This is a genomic window from Sphingomonas sp. CV7422, from assembly GCF_027945725.1.
Taxonomy (GTDB): Bacteria; Pseudomonadota; Alphaproteobacteria; order Sphingomonadales; family Sphingomonadaceae; genus Sphingomonas; species Sphingomonas kyungheensis.
In genome coordinates, this window is the sequence record NZ_CP115900.1 from 1,475,260 (window position 1) to 1,492,993 (window position 17,734).

Sequence of the window (17,734 nt, forward strand, 5' to 3'; positions counted from 1 at the left end):
CCCGGAACAAGTCCGGGGTGACGAGATGCGGGCGGTGGTGGTTATTCGCTACTGGGATCGAGGCGACGAACAATGGTCTCGGCTCAGCCGAACGCTCATTCCCCGGCGCTATTGCGCAAACCCCGCATCGCCCGCCCGTATCACCGCATCGCGGGCCGCGGCGAGGATCGCGCCCGCCTTGGCTTCGCACTCGCGCTGTTCGGACGCGGGGTCGCTGTCGGCGACGATGCCGGCGCCGGCCTGGGCATGGATCATGCCGTCCTTGACCACCGCGGTCCGCAGCACGATGCAGCTGTCCATCGATCCGTCGGGGGAGAAATAGCCGACGCCGCCGGCATAGGCGCCGCGCCGCTCCGGTTCGAGCCCGGCGATGATCTGGCAGGCGCGCACCTTGGGCGCGCCGCTGACCGTGCCGGCGGGGAAGCCGGCGAACAGCGCGTCGATCGCATCCGCCCCATCCGCCAGCCGGCCGGTGACGTTCGACACGATGTGCATGACGTGGCTGTAGAATTCGATCCCGTAGCTGGCCGTGACCTGCACCGATCCGGGCGCGGCGGAGCGGCCGACGTCGTTGCGGCCGAGGTCGAGCAGCATCAGATGCTCGGCGCGCTCCTTGGGATCGGCGAGCAGGCTCGCGCGGTTCGCCTCATCCTCCGCGGCGGTCCGCCCGCGCGGGCGGGTGCCGGCGATCGGCCGGATCGTCACCGCGCCGTCGCGCACCCGCACCAGGATCTCCGGGCTCGAGCCGATCAGCGCGAAGCCCGGCAGGTCCAGGTGGTAGAGGAAGGGCGAGGGATTGATGCGACGCAGGCTGCGATAGAGTTCGAACGGCGGCAGCGTGAACGGCGCGGAAAAGCGCTGCGCCAGCACGACCTGAAAGATGTCGCCCGCGGCGATATAGTCCTGCGCCCGGCGGACCATCCGGCCATAGTCGTCAGGGGCGATCGCCGGCGTATAGGCCGGAACGTCGGGCCGCGCGCGGACCGGCGCAGGGAGCGGCGTGTTGGCGAGCCGGGCGGCGACCGCGTCGAGCCGCTCCTCCGCCGCGGCGACGAGCTGCGCCGGATCGTGCGCCGGATCGGGCCAGACCGGCGCGACCAGATAGAGCGCGTCGGCGAGCCGGTCGAAGACGCAGATTACCGTCGGGCGGACGAACAGCATGTCGGGCAGGCCGAGCGGATCGGCCTCGGGCTGCGCCAGCGTCTCGACCAGCCCGACCGTCTCATAGCCGAAATAGCCGACGAGGCAGGCGAGCGCCTTGGGCAGCTCCGCCGGCACCTCACCGCGGCATTCGGCGACGAGCGCGCGCAGGGCGGCGAGCGTCGGCGTGCCGGTCGGCTGGAAGGCGGTGCGATCGGTCGCCCACTGGCGGTTGATCTCGGCCCGATCGCCGCGCGCGCGGAAGACGAGGTCGGGCGCAAGGCCGATCATGCTGTGGCGACCGCGCGTCGCGCCGCCCTCGACCGATTCGAGCAGATAGTCGCCGCGCCCCGGCTCGATCAGCTTGAGCGCGGCGGCGACCGGCGTTTCGGTATCCGCGACCTGCCGTCGCCAGACGAACGCCGGACGACCGGCGGCGAGCGCGGCGACGGCGTCGGGCGTGCTCATCTCAGTTGCCGGCGGCGCCGGCGCCATTGCCGGCGAGGTCGGCGCGCAGGCGGGCGAGCGCCGCCGCGTCGGTCTTGACGCCGACCGCATTGCGCACCGCGCGGGCGAATTGCTCGGCATATTCGCGACCGACGAGGCGGGCGATGCTGCCGCGCGCACCGCTGATCGCGGCGGGCGTGCCGCGCGCGTCGCCCGGCACGATCGTGTCGAGCTTGACGATCAGCCAGCCGGCATTGTTCGGCGCCTCGAGCAGCTTGGCATTGCCCTTGGCCATCGAGAAGAGCAGCGCGAGCGGTGGCTGGACGTTGCCCTGCGCCGCGGCGAGCTGCGCGCGGCTGGCGCCGGCGGTCTGCACCGGGGGCAGCGGCCGACCGGCGGTCGCCATCGCCTGGGCGAGCGGCGTGCCCTTGTTGACTTTGGCGAGGATATCGGCGGCGAGCTTGCGCGCGGCGGCGCGGGCGCGGTCGGCGGTGAGGTCGGCGACGACCTGCGCCTTGACCTGCGTCAGCGGGCGCGGCGCGGCGGCGACGACGCGGCCGAGCGCGACCAGCGCGAAGGCGCCGTCCTGACCGACCGGCACGAGCTGCGGTGCGTCGCCCTCCGACATCTGGAAGGCGGCCGAGACGATCGGCGCGATCGTCGGGTCAGACTGCGCCGCGGGCGCGTCGGGGTTTTGGCCGTTAGCGAGCAGCGGCGGCGTCGTCTGCGTGGCCAGCTTCTGATCGGCGACCGCCTCGTCGAAGGTCGCGCTGTTGCCGAGCGCGCTGTCGAGCGAGTCGCGGGTGCTAGACAATGCCTGTTGCAGCTTGCGCTTCGACACTTCGGCCAGCAACTCGGGACGCGCCTGTTCGAGCGTCTTGCCGGCGACCTGCTCGACCTTGTCGATCCGCGCGACGACCCAGCCGAGCGGACCGCGCACCGGCCCGACGACGCCGCCTTGCGGCGCGGCGAAGACGGCGTCGGCCATGGCGGCATTGCCGGCTCCGGCATAGGCCGATTTGGTGACGCCGGTCTGCACCGCCGGTTCGAGGCCGGCGGCACGGGCCGCGTTGGCGAGGCTGACACCGCCCTTGACCTTGGCGGCGAGTGCATTGGCGCCGGCCTGATCGGCGACGACGACCTGGCTGATCGTGCGCTTCTCCGCCGCGGCGAAGCGGCTGCGCTGCTGGTTATAGGCGGTGGCGATCTCGGCATCGGTCGGCACGGCGCGCGCCTTGACCATCTCCGGGGTGACGAGCGCATAGCGGACGATGCGCCGTTCGGGGACGGTGTAGCGCGCGACGTTACGGCGATAATAGGCCTGCTGCTCGGCATCGGTCGGCGCGGCGCCGGTGTCGACCGCCTTGGCGGGGACGAAGGCGACCTGACCCGAACGCTTCTCCAGCATCAGCGAGGCATAGGGGATGGCGAGCTTCTCGGGCACCTGCGTCGCGCCCTGCGTCGGCAGCATCAGCTGCTGCGCGATGATGTCGCGCGCGATGTCGGTGCGGACCTGCGCATCGGTAAGCCGCTGGTCGGCGAGCAGCCGCTGGTAATTGGCGGGATCGAACTGGCCGTTGGGACCGCGCAGGCCGGGGATGCTGGCGATGACGCCGTCGATCGAGCGCTTGCTCACCACCATCTTCTGGTCGTGACCGAAGGCTTCGAGCGCAAGGCTGTTGATCGTGCGCTCGAGCGTCGACTGCAAGCCGCCCTGATCGAGCAGTTGCTGCATCGTCGGCGGCTGCTGGCCCTGCCGCGCCGCCTCCTGCGTCGCCGCCTGCAGCTCGGTCTGGACGCGGTTGCGCAGATCGGCCGCGGTGATCTTGGTGCCGCCGGCGGTGGCGACGGCATTGCCCGACAGGCTGCCGCCGTTGCCCGCCAGACCGGTGATGTCACCCGCCGCGAACGCCAGCGCGATGACGCCGAGAACGATGAAGGTGATGACGACGCCGGCCTTGGAATTGGTGATGCGACGGAAGAAGCTGAGCATGGAAGGCCGATCGTCCCTTTGGAATTGCCTGCGTCTTTAGGGGGGCAGTGGCTTGCCATCAAGCGCGGGGGCGGGCAGGGTTTGTTGAACACGTATAACAGGAGGTCGGATGACGCGGCGCAAGCTGGTGGCGGGCAATTGGAAGATGAACGGGTCGCGCGCCGCGCTCGCGGAGCTGGACGGCATTGCCGCGGCGGCGGCGGCCGCGCCCAATGTCGACGTTATGGTCGCGGTGCCCTTCACGCTGATTGCCCCGGCGGCGGACCGCGCGCCGACGCTGTCGATCGGGGCGGAGGACGTGCACGAGGCGGACAGCGGCGCGCATACCGGCTGCGTCTCGGCGGCGATGGTCAAGGAGGCGGGCGCGCGCTTCACCCTCGTCGGCCACAGCGAGCGGCGGATGGACCAGGGCGAGACCAGCCACGACGCCTGGGCCAAGGCGGCGGCGGCCCGGCGTCAGGGGCTGCACGTCATCTCCTGCTGCGGCGAGACCGAGGCGGAACGCGACGCCGACCGTGCCGAGCGCGTCGTCCAGGCGCAGATCGAAAAGTCGGTGCCCGACAATGCCGACGGCAGCTGGTTCACGCTCGCCTACGAACCCCGCTGGGCGATCGGCACCGGCCGCACGCCGACGCTGGAGCAGATCGCGGCGATCCACGCGATCGCGCGCGCCAAGCTGCGCACGCTGATCGGCGATGCCGCGGACGGCGTGCGCATCCTCTACGGCGGCTCGGTGACCGGCGACAATGCCGCGACGATCCTCGCCTGCGACAACGTCGACGGCGCGCTGGTCGGCGGCGCGAGCCTGACCGCGGCCAAGTTCGTGCCGATCATCACCGCCGCCGCCGCGCTATAAGGGCCGGGCGCCGACGCTGAGCCCCGGTCAGCGTTGCGAAAGGCTTGGGGCGTCATCATCTTGCGGTGGTGAACGCTCCGGCTCCCCTCAAAGAGCGCCTCGGCGCGGCGGCGTTGACCGCGGTGATCGTCGCGGCGCTCGGCTATGCGCTGCTGGCCGGCCTCGCCTTTCGCGGCGGCGGCGGCGCGGTGGCCGACTCGCTCGCCACCTTCACCGTCGCGCCGCCGCCACCACCGCCCGAGCGGACCGTGCCGCCGCCCAGGCCGGTGCAGCGCGCGAGCGGGCGGGCCTCGCCGCCCAACCTTCGCGCCAAGGCGACGGAGGTGGTCGCGCCGATCCCGGTGATCGCGCTCGCGCCGCCGCCGCCGATCATCGTCGCGCCGCTCGCCAATATCGGCGCCGACACCCATTCGGGCGCCTCGGATCGCGCCGGGCCGGGCACCGGCGCGGGCGGCGTCGGCGACGGCAATGGCGCGGGCGGCGACGGCGATGGCGACGGCAGCGGCTGGGAGCGGGTGCCGCGGCTGGTCAGCGGCCGGATCAAGGGATCGGACATTCCCGAAGCGATCCTCGATTCGGGCTTCCGCGGCGTCGTCAGCGTCCGCTTCCGTGTCGAAACCAATGGCCGCGTCACCGGCTGCACGATCGCCCGGTCGAGCGGTAACGCGCTGATGGATCAGGTGACCTGCGCGGCGATCGAGAAACGCTTCCGCTACGATCCGTGGCGCGATGCGGCGGGGCGTCCGGTCCGCTCGACGGTGCTGCGCGACCAGCAATGGGATATCGATCCGCCGGCGGAGGATCGGTAAGTCTGCCGGCTCGATGGGGCGCAGCTCCGAGGCTCGGCGCCTGGGGGGACCTGCCCTTCGACAGGCTCAGGGCGAATGGGGGGCACTCCAGCCGCAAGTCGGACGAGGTACGTGGCCACCCCGCGCGCCGGCGCAGGGCAGACGGACGCTAGGCGCGATCCGCCACCCCATCATCCGTTCGGGCTGAGCCTGTCGAAGCCCGGCTTGCCCGCAATGCGACGCCGGGAGCGCAAACCCGCAAAGGCCCCGTCTCAGCGCGTCCCGTACCGCTGCTTCAGCGCCGCGTAGCAGGCGCGCAAGGCATAGGCGTCGCCACCCTTCGGCCGCCCCGGCTTGGCGGAGGGACGCCAGGCGAAGACGTCCATATGCGCCCAGGCGATGCCCTTGGGGACGAAGCGCCGCAGGAACAGCGCGGCGGTGATCGCGCCGGCGAAGCCGCCGTCCGGCGCGTTGACCATGTCGGCGATGTCCGAACTCAGCATCTCGTCATAGCCGTCCCACAAGGGCAGCTGCCACAGCGGATCGTCCTGCGCCACGCCTGCGGCGAGCAGGTCGGCGGCGAGTGCGGCATCGTCGGTGAACAGCGGCGGCAGGTCGGGGCCGAGCGCGACGCGCGCCGCGCCGGTCAGCGTCGCGAAGTCGAGGATCAGCTCGGGCGAGTCCTCGCCGGCCCGGGCGAGCGCGTCGGCGAGGATCAGCCGTCCCTCGGCATCGGTATTGGTGTTCTCCACCGTCGGCCCGAGCCGGCTGCGCAGCACGTCGCCGGGGCGGAAGGCGTTGCCGGCGATCGCATTCTCGACCGCGGGGATCAGCAGGTGCAGCCGCACCGGCAGTCGCGCCGCCATCACCAGCCGGGCGAGGGCCAGCGCATGCGCCGCGCCGCCCATATCCTTCTTCATCAGCCGCATGCCGGCCGAGGGCTTGATGTCGAGCCCGCCGGTGTCGAACACCACGCCCTTGCCGACCAGCGCGACGCGCGGGTGCGCGGGATCGCCCCAGACGAGTTCGATCAGCCGCGGCGCGCGCTCCTTGACCGCCGCCTGGCCCACCGCATGGATCAGCGGAAAGCCGCTGGCGAGTGCATCGCCGCGCGTCACCGTCACCGTCGCGCCGTGATCGCGCGCGAGCCGTTCGGCGGCATCCTCCAGCTCGGCGGGGCCGAGATCGCCCGCGCCGGTATTGACGAGGTCGCGCACCCAGCCGGTCGCCGCGGCGAGCCGCACCGTCTCGTCGATCGCGGCGACGTCATGGGTCAGCAGGATGCGCGGCCCCGCCGTTTCGCCGGTGCGATAGCGGTCGAAGCGATATTGGCCGAGCAGCCAGCCGAGCGCGGCGGGGCCGATCGCGCCGTCGACGCGATAGGTGCCGGTCGGCAGCGCCTCGGCGAGTCGGGCGAGGGTCCAGCTGTCCGTTCTGGAAGCGACGACGACCGCCTGGACATCGTCCTCGGCATAGATGGCGTGGCCGCCCGCCGCACCGGTGAAGCGCTGTGCGACCAGCGCGGTGCGCACGCGCTGCGGCTGGCGCGCGAGCCACGGCTCGAACGCGTCCGGCGCGAGCAGGGTGATGGTGCGGGCGGGCTGGCCGCGATCGGGCTGGAGCAGGGCATCGGCCATGGTCAATTCACCGGGCTGACGAGGAATTGCTCGTAGCGTTCCGCGCCGTCGGGTTCGGCGAAGGTGCCGATCGACAGCTTCCGGTCGGGGTAGGTGACGGTGTAGCGGCGCTGGACAAAGCCGCCGCGCAGCCGCTTCGGTCCGGCGAGCGCGAAGCCGGTCGGCTCGCCCAGTGCCGACAGGCTGGTGCGATAGTCGGCGATCACCTGCGGGGTGAAATAATAAGCGGCATCGGCGGTGAGCAGCCTCCGGTCGAGTGTGCCGTTGCGCAGCGAATCGAACATCGCGCGGGCGGCGCGGGTCTTCGCCGCCTCGGCCGCGTCGGCGCCGGCGGGCAGGACGACCTTGGCGATCCCCTGAGCGATCGCGACGAAGGCATCGCCGAAATCGGCATTGGTCAGCACGACGATCGCCGCCTTTTGCTCCGGATAGACGATGTTCTCGGACAGGAAGCCGACCGCTTCGCCGCTATGTTCGACGACCGGCTGGCCGTCGTGCTTGGCGAGCGTGACGCCGAGGCCGTAATTGGTCGTGCTGCCGTCGCTGAGCAGCACCGGCGTCTCCTGCGCTACCCAGTCGTCCGCGGGCAGCAGGCTGCGGTTGATCCGGGCGACGTCCCATTTGGCGAGATCGCCCGCGCTCATCGACAGTTCGCCGGCGGCGAACAGCCAGCCCGCCGCGGGCGGCGGCGCGGCGCGCACCGGCCCCAAGGCGTTGCGGTGATAGCCGATCGGGAAGCGGCCGCCGATCGCCTTGTCCTGATCGATCGCGGTGATGTCGAGCGGCTTGAAGATGCGGCGCTGGAGGAAGGTCATCAGCGGCTCGCCCGCCGCCTTCTCCGCGATCAGCCCGGCGACGACATAGCCGGTGTTGGAATATTGCCATTGCGTGCCCGGCGCGAAGTCGAGCGGCTTCTTCGCCCAGCGATCGACGATCGCCTGCGGCGTGGTCGGCGTCTCCATCGCCGGGAAGCTATAGTCCTGCGGCCAGTAATCCTGCAGCCCGGCGGTGTGGCTGAGCAACTGGCGGATGGTGATCCGGTCGCCACCGCTGATCCCGGGCAGCCATTTGGCGACGGTGTCGTTCATCGACAGCTTGCCGTCGTCCTCGAGCAGCAGCAGCGCGGCGGCGGTGAATTGCTTGGAGATGGAGGCGATCTGATAAGGCGCATCGGTGCGCGCCGGGGTCGAGCCCGCCTGCGTGCCATAGGCCTTGACCAGCACGATCCGCCCGCCGCGCACGATCGCGACCTGCGCCGAGGGCGTGCCGGTCGCGGCGAGCCCGTCGGCGACGACCTTGTCGACCGCGGTCGCCTCGGCGGGAGTGAGCGACTGGGCGAGAGCGGCAGGCGCGGCGGTGAGCGCCAGCGTGGCGGCGACGGTTCGGAACAGCATCGTGCCTAGCTGCCATATCGGTCGGCGGTCACGAAAGTGAAATCGGTGTCAGCGACAGGACTCCACCATGTGTTTGTTCGATCGACTTGCTAGCCTCTGGCGAAGTCCGCGGCCGGCGTCGCGGACTTTCTGTCGAAGGCTCGTCCGCGTACCGACCGCGTCCGGCTCACGCGAAGGCCCAAGGCCGCGACGGCCATATGGTCATGCGGAGGTGCGGAGGCGCGCAGAAGATGCGTCAGCGCCAGCAGATCTTCCTCTTGCCTGACGATGATCGGGAGCTCGCCACCAAAATATCGCCGCACTGCCGGGTGAACCCACCTCTTCGCGTCACGCGGGCATCTTGGAACGCGCGAACTTCCACCAGCCGCTACGCCGGCACGCCGTACAGGTCATGTTCGTCGGCATCCTCGATCGCGACGGGCACGATGTCGCCGACCGAAAGGTGCGCAGCATCGCGCAGGAAGACCTGGCCGTCGATCTCGGGCGCGTCGGCCTGGCTGCGGCCGGTCGCGCCCTCGTCGCCGACCTCGTCGATGATGACGGGCAGCGTGCGGCCGATCTTGGCGGCGAGCTTGGCGGCGCTGATCGCGGCGGTCTTCGCCATGATCCGCTGATAGCGCTCCTCCTTGACCGCCTCGGGCACCGGATCGGGGAGCAGGTTGGCGGCGGCGCCCTCGACGGGTTCGAAGCGGAACGCGCCGACCCGGTCGAGCTGCGCCTCGTCGAGCCAGTCGAGCAGATACTGGAAATCCGCCTCGGTCTCGCCGGGGAAGCCGACGACGAAGGTCGAGCGGATCGCGATGTCGGGGCAGATCGCGCGCCACTGGTGGATGCGGCTGAGCACCTTGGCGTCGTTGCCCGGGCGCTTCATCGCTTTCAGGACCGACGGCGCGGCATGCTGGAACGGGATGTCGAGATAGGGGAGCACCAGCCCGTCGGCCATCAGCGGGATGACCTGATCGACGTGCGGATAGGGATAGACGTAATGCAGCCGCACCCAGGGCGCGATCTTGCCGAGTTCGCGCGCGAGGTCGGTCATGTGCGGCACGACCTCCTGCCCCTTCCACAGCCGCGGCTCCTTGCGGATGTCGATGCCATAGGCGCTGGTATCCTGGCTGATCACCAGCAGTTCGCGCGTCCCCGCCGCGACCAGCTTTTCCGCCTCGCGCAGGATCGCGTCGGGGCGGCGGCTGACGAGATCGCCGCGCAGGCTGGGGATGATGCAGAAGGAGCAACGGTGGTTGCAGCCCTCCGAAATCTTCAGATAGCTATAGTGGCGCGGCGTCAGCTTGAGCCCGGCATCGGGGATCAGATCGATATAGGGCGACAGGTTGGCGGGGGCGGCATCATGCACCGCCTCGACCACCTGCTCATATTGATGCGCGCCAGTGACCGCGAGCACCTGCGGGAAGCGCGCGCGGATGACCTCCGCCTCCTTGCCCATGCAGCCGGTGACGATGACGCGGCCGTTCTCGGCGATCGCCTCGCCGATCGCCTCAAGGCTTTCCTCCTTCGCCGAATCGAGAAAGCCGCAGGTGTTGACCAGCACGACGTCGGCGCCGGCATAGTCGGCGGACATCTGATAGCCGTCGGCGCGCAGCTGGGTGAGGATACGTTCGCTGTCGACCAAATTCTTGGGACAGCCGAGCGACACCATGCCGACGCGCGGCGGAGAGGGGAGACGAGTTGCCATGAGAGACCCGTCTATAGCGCTTCCGTCGCGAATTTTCCAGACGGTGCCGTGGGACGTGCGGTTCGTCGCATCGGCGGGTCCGCGTCGCTCGACAGCGGCGGGGGCAGGCGGCACAGCGGCGTGACGGGAGGGCCATATGCTGGCGATAGGCTTGATGTCGGGAACGTCGCTCGACGGGATCGACGCTGCGTTGATCGAAACGGACGGCGAGGGGATGGTGCGTCCGATCGCCTTCCGCGGCGAAGCTTATTCGGATGCAGCGCGCGCGCAGCTCGCCGCGGCGACGACGCTGGCGCTGACCTTCGACCGGCCGCGCGCCAGCCCTGATCTGGTCGCGGCGGGCGAGCTGATCGACCGTACCCACGCCTTCGCGGTGCACAAGCTGCTGCGCGAGGCGGGGGTCGAGGCGGCGGCGGTCGAGGTGATCGGCTATCACGGCCAGACGGTCGCACACCGCCCCGATCGCGGCTGGACGTGGCAGGTCGGCGACGGCGCGGTGCTCGCCCGCGCGACCGGGATCACCGTGGTCAGCGACTTCCGCAGCGCCGACGTCGCGGCGGGCGGGCAGGGCGCGCCGCTGCTGCCGGTCTATCACGCCGCCCTGGTCGCGGCGCTGGAGCGGCCGGTGGCGGTGCTCAATCTCGGCGGGGTCGGCAATATCACCTATGTCGGCGCGGACGGCGCGCTGGTCGCCTTCGACACCGGTCCGGCGAACGGCCTGATCGACAGCTGGGTCGAGGCGGAGACGGGCGCGCGCTTCGACGCCGACGGCGCGCTCGCTGCGGCGGGGCGGGTCGACGAAGCGGTGCTGACCGGCATGCTCGATCACCCCTTCTTCGATCTCGCCCCGCCCAAGAGCCTCGACCGCAACGACTTCACCATCCAGCCGGCGCGCGGCCTGGCGGCGGCGGACGGGGCGGCGACGCTGACCGCCTTTACCGCGGCGAGCGTCACCGAGGCGATCGACCGGCTGCCGGCGCGGCCGAAGCGGCTGATCGTCGCGGGCGGCGGGCGGCACAATCCGGTGCTGCTGCGGATGATCGGCGACCGCTGCGGGCTTCGGCCGGAGCCGAGCGATGCGCTCGGCTGGAACGGCGATGCGATGGAGGCGGAAGGCTTTGCCTATATGGCGGTGCGGACGCTGCGCGGATTGCCGATCAGCTTCCCCGGCACGACCGGTGCCGCCGCACCGCTGGCGGGTGGCGTGATCAGCCGGCCGTGACCCTCATTCGTGCGTCAGGCGCGGTTGTACGCTGACCGGGCGCGGGCACCCGTCGACCTGGCGCAGCACGGTATAGATGGGTTTGGCGGGAGGCAGGTCGCCGAGCTTGTGGAGACCGGGCGTGGTCGCTCCCGCGATCCGGCGCACCTGCGGCTGCTCGCATCGCGACGCCGGCGGCTTGGGCTTCGGCGACGGCTGCCCCAGCGTGACGGCCGGTACGAGAGCGATGAGCAACATCATCACGGACATGATCGGTCTCCCCTCTGGACCCTCTTTATCGCAGACGTCTTGGCCCCGCCAGCGTCAGGCGAGCGGCGCGGTCCCATGGTCGTGGCGATAGGGGTTGAAGGGCCGGGGGTAGCCATGGGCATGGCCCAGCGCCCGATAGGTCGACACCGCGTGCGGCAGCAGGATCGAGCCATGATGGCCGAGGGCATGCAGCCCCAGCCTTTTGGGGGCGGTGAGCGGTCGCAGCCCGTGCTGTTCCCGGATGTGCGCCAGACCATAAGCTGACCGCGCCCGATGCGAGGCGCCGCTCGCCTTGGTCGGGCCGGAGATCGCAGCAACGCCATAGGACGGATCACGCATGACCATTCTCCCGCTGTTGCTTCTTTATAGCAAGAGCGGCGCGAGAAAGGTCACCGCTTGCGCGTCAATTCGCGCATCCCGGCATCGAGCCCGGCGAGCGTCAGCGGGAACATCCGCCCGCCGACCAGCTCGCGCATCAGCCGGATCGACGGCGTATAGCCCCATTGCGGTTCGGGCAGGGGATTGAGCCAGATCGCCGACGGATAGGTGCCGGTCAGCCGCTCCATCCACACCGCGCCCGCCTCGTCATTGTTATGCTCGACCGAGCCGCCGGCATGGGTGATCTCATAGGGACTCATCGCCGCATCGCCGACGAAGACGATCTTATAGTCCGGGCCGAAGCGGTGCAGCACCTCAACGGCCGGCGTGCGCTCGGTGAAGCGGCGGCGGTTGTCCTTCCACAGGCCCTCGTAAGGACAATTGTGGAAGTAGAAGAAGTCGAGCGTCTTGAACTCGGCGGTCGCGGCGCTGAACAGTTCCTCGCAGATCCGCACAAAGGGGTCCATCGAGCCGCCGACGTCGAGGAAGAGCAGCAGCTTGACCGCGTTGCGCCGCTCGGGCCGCATCCGCACGTCGAGCCAGCCCTGCCGCGCGGTGCCGTCGATCGTCCCCTGGATGTCGAGCTCGTCGGCGGCGCCCTCGCGCGCGAACCGCCGCAGCCGGCGCAGCGCGACCTTGATGTTGCGCGTGCCGAGCTCGACGTCGGCGTCGAGATTGCGGAAGTCGCGCTGCTCCCACACCTTGATCGCGCGGCCGTGGCGGCTCTCGCCGCCGATGCGGACGCCTTCGGGATTATAGCCGGCATTGCCGAACGGGCTGGTGCCGCCGGTGCCGATCCATTTGCTGCCGCCCTGGTGGCGGCCGTGCTGCTCGGCGAGCCGCTCGCGCAGCGCCGCCATGATATCGTCCCAGGAGCCGAGCGCCTGGATCCGCGCCATCTCCTCCGCGTCGAGATAGCGTGCCGCCACCGCTTCGAGCCATTCGGCAGGCAGATCCTGCGGCGCGACGCCCGCGTCGCTGACGACGCCGTGGAAGACCTTGCCGAACACCCGATCGAACCGGTCGAGCAGCGCCTCGTCCTTCACATAGGTCGCGCGGGCGAGGTAATAGAAGGCCTCGGGCGTCGACTCGATCACCGCGGCATCGAGCGCCTCGAGCAGCACGAGATGCTCCTTGAGGCTCGCGGCAATGCCGGCGGCGCGGAGTTCGTCGAGGAAGCGCAGGAACATCGACGCACGCTACGCCGCTTCGCGCGGGCGCGACAGCCCCCGGCTCAGCGCGGCGCGTAGGCGTCGATCAGCGCGCCGACATAATCAGGGTTGCGGGCGGTGAGCTGTTTCGACGGATGGCCGCCGTAGATGAAACCCTTGACCGGATAGATGCCGCCGCCGAGCCCGTCATTGTCGCGATACCAGACCTTGACCCGGCTCCAGTCATTGTGCGGCGAGACGTCGTAGAGCGTGACGTCCTGTTCGGCATGGCCGCGCTCGCCGTTCTGGCGCGACCAATTGGCGTGGGTGAGCATCAGCACGCGCTGTTCGACGACGCGGCTAACCACCGCGACATGGCCGAGCGGCAGCCGGCCGGTCTTGGCGAAGACGATCACCGACCCCTCGCGCGGGCGATGCCCCCGGTCATAGCGTCCCCCGGCCTGCTCCCACCACGTCCAGGCATCGCCGTAGATCTCGATGCCCGAGGCGGCGCGGGCGAAGGGCACGCATTGGCCGACATAGTCGAGCAGCCCCGAGGCGGCGAGCGGCGCGGTAAAACTTGCCGCCTGACCGGCAAGGCACGTGATCACGAATCTGGCAAAAAGGCCTCGCATTCCGCTGACTTAAGGCGGTGCGGATGACTGCGAGATTGGCAGCTATGGTTAATTGCCGGGCCACCCGGCAAAAACTTGCCGGTCGTTGCGAGGCTGAAACGATCAGCGCTCCCGCTTCGCCATGAAGGCGAGCCGTTCGAACAGCATGATGTCCTGTTCGTTCTTGAGCAGCGCGCCGTGCAGCGGCGGGATCGCCTTGGTCGAATCGCGGTTTTGCAGCACGTCGAGCGGCATGTCCTCGTGCAGCAGCAGTTTGAGCCAATCGAGCAATTCGCTGGTGCTCGGCTTCTTCTTGAGGCCGGGGACGTCGCGCACCTCGTAGAAGATGTCCATTGCGCGGCGGACGAGCATCGCCTGGATGCCGGGAAAATGCACGTCGATGATCCGCTGCATCGTCTCACGATCGGGGAAGCGGATGTAATGAAAGAAGCAGCGGCGCAGGAAGGCGTCGGGCAGCTCCTTTTCATTGTTGCTGGTGATGACGACGATCGGGCGCTCGACGGCGCGGATCGTCTCCTTGGTCTCGTAGACGTGGAACTCCATCCGGTCGAGTTCCTGCAACAGGTCGTTGGGAAACTCGATGTCGGCCTTGTCGATCTCGTCGATCAGCAGCACCGGCGGGGTCGGGCGGGTGAAGGCTTCCCACAATTTGCCGCGGCGGATGTAATTGGCGATGTCGTGGACGCGCGGGTCGCCGAGCTGACCGTCGCGCAGCCGCGCCACCGCATCATATTCGTACAGGCCCTGCTGCGCCTTGGTGGTCGACTTGACGTTCCACTCGATCAGCTCGGCCCCCGCGGCGCGCGCGATCTCCTGCGCGAGCACGGTCTTGCCGGTGCCTGGCTCGCCCTTGACCAGCAACGGCCGGCGCAGCGTCACCGCGGCGTTGACCGCGACCTTGAGATCCTCGGTCGCGACATAGCTTTGCGTGCCTTCGAAGCGCTTCATGCCGGTTCCCGCAGCTGGTGGAGGCAACGGTGGTAGGCGCAACCCGCGCGATCAGGCAAGTCGCGCGGGAATCACCCCTGGCGGGCGCTGGCGCGTGCTTCGAGCAGATCCCACAAGGCGCGATGCTGGGCGAGCAACTGTTCCGCACCGAAGCGCACCGCGCGCTCGGTCGCCGGGGTGCCGCCGAGCCGCGTCACGCTCGCCGCGGTTTCGGAGAGGCTCGGGAAGGCCGCCGGCACGGGGTCGACGCCGAACCGTTCGGCGGCGTGATCGAGCATCAGCCGGATCGCGGTCCAGTCCTGCACCAGCGCCGCCACCGCGCCGGTGGCGCAGCCGCGCCGTTCGGAGCGGGCGAGCGTCTCGAGCGCATGGCGGCTGGCGATCAACGCCGCTTCGGTGTCCGACTGGCCGGGGGTCGACGGGGTCGGGCCGGCAGCGGCGGCGAGCCTGGCGATATAGGCGCGTTCGAGCACGAAGCCGTCGGCGACCGCCGACAGCCAGTCGCAGGCATCGGGCTGGACGCAATGGGTGCGCGCCTCGACCGCGAGGCCGGGGGGGTCGCCATGAACCGCGCACAGCGCATGCACCGCATCCGACAGGTCGCGCGACGCCGCCGCGGGAGAGAGAAGCATCGACAGGTGCGGATGCGCGACACTGCCGTCCGTCGCGCCGATCCGCGTGACCAGATCCCATGCACCCGCAGGCCAATGCTGTTGCGCCGTATCCAATCCGATATCCCGCGTTACGCGCCGTCCCGCCGATCCGGTCCGACCTGGTCCTTGTCTACCCACTAACTATACAGAAGCACGTAAAGACAGGGTTTATGGGGCGGTAACCCTGTCGTAATCGATCTTTACGCCGGCCGGCCGTGCCGTAAGAACGCCAATGTGTTGATTTTGGAGAAGGTGGATGCGCGGATGGATTGTGGCCCTGGCGTTCGCTTCGGCGGGGACTTTCGCCTTGTCGGCTGAGGCCGGGGCGCAGACGGCGGCGAATCAGGCGCCGGCGCAGGGCGAATCATTGACGCTGGCGCGCGTGTTCGGCAGCCCCGACCTGTCGGGGTCGCAGCCGCGCGGCGTGCGGCTGTCGCCCGACGGCAGCCTGCTCACCTTCCTGCGCCCGCGCGCCGACGAGAAGGAGCGCACCGACCTGTGGGCGCGGGACACGCGCACCGGCGCGGAACGGATGCTGGTCGACAGCAAGACGGTCGGCAGCGGCGCCGAGCTCAGCGAGGCCGAGAAGATGCAGCGCGAGCGGGCGCGGATCGGCGGCAGCAAGGGCATCGTCGCCTATGACTTCGCGCCCGACGGCCGCTCGATCCTGGTGCCGCTCGACGGCGATCTCTACCTTGCGACGCTCGACGGCGCGGTGCGGCGGCTGACGCAGACGCCCGGTGGTGAGCTCAATCCGATCGTCTCGCCCAAGGGCCATTACGTCAGCTTCGTCCACGACCAGAACCTCTTCGCGCAGCCGCTCGCCGGCGGTGACGCGCATGCGGTGACGCAGGGCGGCGGCGGCACGATCCATTTCGGCGAGGCGGAGTTCGTCGCGCAGGAGGAAATGCATCGCACCACCGGCTATTGGTGGTCGCCCGACGAACGCTTCATCGCGGTCGAGAAGTTCGACGAGGCGCCGGTCCACGTCTTCACCCGCGCGTCGATCGGCGCGGCGGGGACCAAGACCTATGAACAGCGCTATCCCGCCGCGGGCACGCCCAACGTCCTGGTCGAGCTCTACGTGATGCGGCCCGACGGATCGGGGCAGGTCAAGGTCGACCTCGGCAGCGATCCCGACATCTACCTCGCCCGCGTCGACTGGACGCCCGACGGCAAGACGCTGCTGGTGCAGCGCGAGAGCCGCGACCAGAAGACGCTCGACATGCTCCGCGTCGATCCCGAGACGGGCAAGGCGAGCGTGCTGTTCACCGAAAAGGCGGGCGCGAAGAGCTGGCTCAACCTCAGCGACGATTATCAGCCGATGAAGGACGGCAGTCTGATCTGGCGGTCCGAGCGCGACGGCTATGGCCACCTCTACCGCCGCGCGCCGTCGGGGCAGTGGACGCAGCTGACCAAGGGGCCGTGGGTGGTGACGGGGCTGGTCGGCATCGACGAGGCCAAGGGACGGATCTATTTCACCGGGCTCAAGGACGACGTGCTCGAACAGCATGTCTATGCGGTCGATATCGCCAAGCCCAACGTCCTCACCCGGCTGACCGAGCGCGGCTGGACCAACACTGCGACGATGGACAAGGCGGCAAGCCGGCTGATCGTGTCGCGCTCCAACCCGAAGCAGCCGACGCAGGTCTATCTCGCCGACACCGCGGGGCAGCGGCTGGCGTGGATCAACGAGAATGCGCTGGTCGCCGGTCACCCCTATTTCCCGTTCCTGGCGCAGCATCAGCCGACCAAGTTCGGTACGATCAAGGCGGCCGACGGCTCGACGCTCTATTGGGAAATGATCACGCCGCCGCTCGTCGCCGGCAAGACCTATCCCGTGTTCTTCGAACATTACGGCGGCCCGGGCACCGGCCAGCAGGTGACGCGCGGCTGGCAGGGCGCGCTGCCGCAATATCTGGTCAGCCAGGGCTGGGTCTATTTCAAGATCGACAATCGCGGCTCGTACAATCGCGGCAAGGCGTTCGAGGACCAGATCTATCACGCGATGGGGACGGTCGAGGTCGAGGATCAGCTCGCCGGCGCGAACTATCTGAAGTCGCTGCCGTTCGTCGACGGGCGGCGGATCGCCACTTATGGCTGGTCGTATGGCGGCTATATGTCGCTCAAGATGCTGGAGAAAACCCCCGGCGTCTATGCCGCGGCGGTGAGCGGCGCGCCGGTCACCGACTGGCAGCTCTACGACACCCATTATACCGAACGTTATCTCGGCGATCCCGCCAAGGACCCGCAGAGCTATGCCGGATCGGCGGCGGTCGAGGCGGCATCGACGATCCGCGATCCGCTGCTGCTGATCCACGGCATGGCCGACGACAACGTCTTCCTCGACAATTCGACCAAGGTCGCCGCGCGCATGCAGGCCACCGCGACGCCGTTCGAGATGATGTTCTACCCCGGCTATACGCATCGCGTCGCCGGACCGGGGGTGAGCCAGCATCTCTGGGGAACGATCCTCGAATTCCTCGACCGCAATGTGAAGAACAGGAAATAGCCGACAGGACAGGATCGGGACGCTGATTTCGTCACATC

The 17,734-nt window shown here is 69.5% G+C and carries 15 protein-coding genes; 4 read left to right on the forward strand and 11 right to left on the reverse strand.

Annotation, left to right across the window (positions count from 1 at the left end; translation table 11 throughout):
• Positions 1–108 precede the first annotated feature (108 nt).
• Positions 109–1,635 carry an anthranilate synthase component I family protein gene (locus PBN85_RS07190; RefSeq protein ID WP_443026769.1) on the reverse strand — a complete coding sequence of 509 codons (1,527 nt, stop codon included), beginning with the start codon at positions 1,633–1,635 and terminating at the stop codon, positions 109–111.
• The gene (locus PBN85_RS07195; protein ID WP_271300579.1) at positions 1,610–3,580 is read right to left on the reverse strand and encodes a peptidylprolyl isomerase; all 1,971 of its coding nucleotides are present in this window, start codon (positions 3,578–3,580) and stop codon (positions 1,610–1,612) included. The genes PBN85_RS07190 and PBN85_RS07195 overlap by 26 nt, the downstream gene beginning before the upstream one ends.
• A gap of 109 nt (positions 3,581–3,689) precedes the next feature.
• Between PBN85_RS07195 and tpiA the strand changes: the two genes are divergently transcribed.
• Together tpiA and PBN85_RS07205 are read left to right on the forward strand one after the other, a co-directional pair.
• Entirely contained in the window at positions 3,690–4,436 is a 747-nt protein-coding gene (tpiA, locus tag PBN85_RS07200) for a triose-phosphate isomerase (protein WP_037530952.1), read from the forward strand.
• A 65-nt stretch (positions 4,437–4,501) separates the two neighbouring features.
• Positions 4,502–5,245, forward strand: coding sequence for an energy transducer TonB (locus PBN85_RS07205; protein WP_271300580.1), 744 nt, complete (start codon positions 4,502–4,504; stop codon positions 5,243–5,245).
• Between the two features lie 251 nt (positions 5,246–5,496).
• Here PBN85_RS07205 and PBN85_RS07210 read toward each other — a convergent pair whose 3' ends face one another.
• The 3 genes from PBN85_RS07210 to rimO all read right to left on the reverse strand — a co-directional run bounded on the left by PBN85_RS07210 (position 5,497) and on the right by rimO (position 9,948).
• A complete protein-coding gene (locus tag PBN85_RS07210) occupies positions 5,497–6,861 on the reverse strand; it encodes a leucyl aminopeptidase family protein (protein ID WP_271300581.1) in 1,365 nt (454 codons plus the stop codon).
• A gap of 2 nt (positions 6,862–6,863) precedes the next feature.
• Entirely contained in the window at positions 6,864–8,255 is a 1,392-nt protein-coding gene (locus tag PBN85_RS07215; RefSeq protein WP_271300582.1) for a serine hydrolase domain-containing protein, read from the reverse strand.
• 367 nt (positions 8,256–8,622) lie between these two features.
• A complete protein-coding gene (gene rimO / locus PBN85_RS07220) occupies positions 8,623–9,948 on the reverse strand; it encodes a 30S ribosomal protein S12 methylthiotransferase RimO (protein WP_271300583.1) in 1,326 nt (441 codons plus the stop codon).
• A gap of 136 nt (positions 9,949–10,084) precedes the next feature.
• Here rimO and PBN85_RS07225 point away from each other — a divergent pair, with 136 nt between their 5' ends.
• A complete protein-coding gene (locus PBN85_RS07225; protein WP_271300584.1) occupies positions 10,085–11,170 on the forward strand; it encodes an anhydro-N-acetylmuramic acid kinase in 1,086 nt (361 codons plus the stop codon).
• A gap of 3 nt (positions 11,171–11,173) precedes the next feature.
• Here the strand turns inward: PBN85_RS07225 and PBN85_RS07230 are convergent, their stop codons facing one another.
• The 6 genes from PBN85_RS07230 to PBN85_RS07255 all read right to left on the reverse strand — a co-directional run bounded on the left by PBN85_RS07230 (position 11,174) and on the right by PBN85_RS07255 (position 15,322).
• Positions 11,174–11,419, reverse strand: a complete 246-nt coding sequence (locus PBN85_RS07230; RefSeq protein ID WP_037530964.1) for a hypothetical protein — start codon at positions 11,417–11,419, stop codon at positions 11,174–11,176.
• A 54-nt stretch (positions 11,420–11,473) separates the two neighbouring features.
• On the reverse strand, positions 11,474–11,758 hold the full coding sequence (locus tag PBN85_RS07235) for a hypothetical protein (protein ID WP_152542066.1): 285 nt from the start codon (positions 11,756–11,758) through the stop codon (positions 11,474–11,476).
• Positions 11,759–11,808: 50 nt separating this feature from the next.
• On the reverse strand, positions 11,809–12,987 hold the full coding sequence (locus PBN85_RS07240) for a vWA domain-containing protein (RefSeq protein WP_271300585.1): 1,179 nt from the start codon (positions 12,985–12,987) through the stop codon (positions 11,809–11,811).
• Positions 12,988–13,031: 44 nt separating this feature from the next.
• Positions 13,032–13,583 (reverse strand): CHAP domain-containing protein, encoded by a 552-nt coding sequence (locus tag PBN85_RS07245; protein WP_271300586.1) that lies wholly within the window; start codon positions 13,581–13,583, stop codon positions 13,032–13,034.
• A gap of 102 nt (positions 13,584–13,685) precedes the next feature.
• A complete protein-coding gene (locus PBN85_RS07250) occupies positions 13,686–14,531 on the reverse strand; it encodes an AAA family ATPase (RefSeq protein WP_271300587.1) in 846 nt (281 codons plus the stop codon).
• A 71-nt stretch (positions 14,532–14,602) separates the two neighbouring features.
• A complete protein-coding gene (locus PBN85_RS07255; RefSeq protein ID WP_443026770.1) occupies positions 14,603–15,322 on the reverse strand; it encodes a DUF6975 family protein in 720 nt (239 codons plus the stop codon).
• Positions 15,323–15,440: 118 nt separating this feature from the next.
• On the opposite strand from PBN85_RS07255, the gene PBN85_RS07260 reads away from it, so the two are divergent.
• Positions 15,441–17,696 (forward strand): S9 family peptidase, encoded by a 2,256-nt coding sequence (locus PBN85_RS07260; protein ID WP_271300589.1) that lies wholly within the window; start codon positions 15,441–15,443, stop codon positions 17,694–17,696.
• The last annotated feature ends 38 nt before the right edge of the window (positions 17,697–17,734 follow it).